Source organism: Bifidobacterium aemilianum, from assembly GCF_003315635.1.
GTDB classification, from domain to species: Bacteria; Actinomycetota; Actinomycetes; order Actinomycetales; family Bifidobacteriaceae; genus Bifidobacterium; species Bifidobacterium aemilianum.
Window position 1 is genome coordinate 1 of sequence record NZ_PDCG01000053.1, and the last position, 468, is coordinate 468.

The 468-nt window shown below is 63.9% G+C and carries 1 pseudogene; it reads left to right on the top strand.

The features are described 5' to 3' along the window. Positions 1 to 148: 148 nt before the first annotated feature. A pseudogene (locus tag CRD60_RS08375) lies at positions 149 to 468 on the top strand (lysine--tRNA ligase); the annotation flags it as partial.

Sequence of the window (468 nt, forward strand, 5' to 3'; positions counted from 1 at the left end):
CTACCAAGCTGCGCTATACCCCGCTACAACGTTCACCATAGTACACTGACCGGCGACCAAGCGCCAGCACTCGCGCGGCGGGTTGGGTCGGTGGGGCCGGGCAGGACAGGCGGCAGTAAGTACCGGCACTTGCGTACACTGTACAGCTATGACAGACCTGAATGAGAACGCCGACCGGAGCAAGGAAACGCCGGAGACCGAAACCGCCATGTCCACCGTGGAGCGGGCCCAGATGCTGTTCGACCAGGACCAGGCCATCGCGTCCCGGGTGAAGCAGGGTGCCGAGCTGGAGGAGGCCATCGACCCGTCCAACCACGAGTTCGGACCGACGGCCCACCCGGAGCAGGTGCAGATGCGCGTGGCCAAACGGGCGCTCATGATCAAGGAAGGCGTTCCCCCCTACCCGGTCCATTTGAATGTGACCGACCGGATCGAAGATGTTCGCGCCAAGTACGAGGGCCAGCTGGA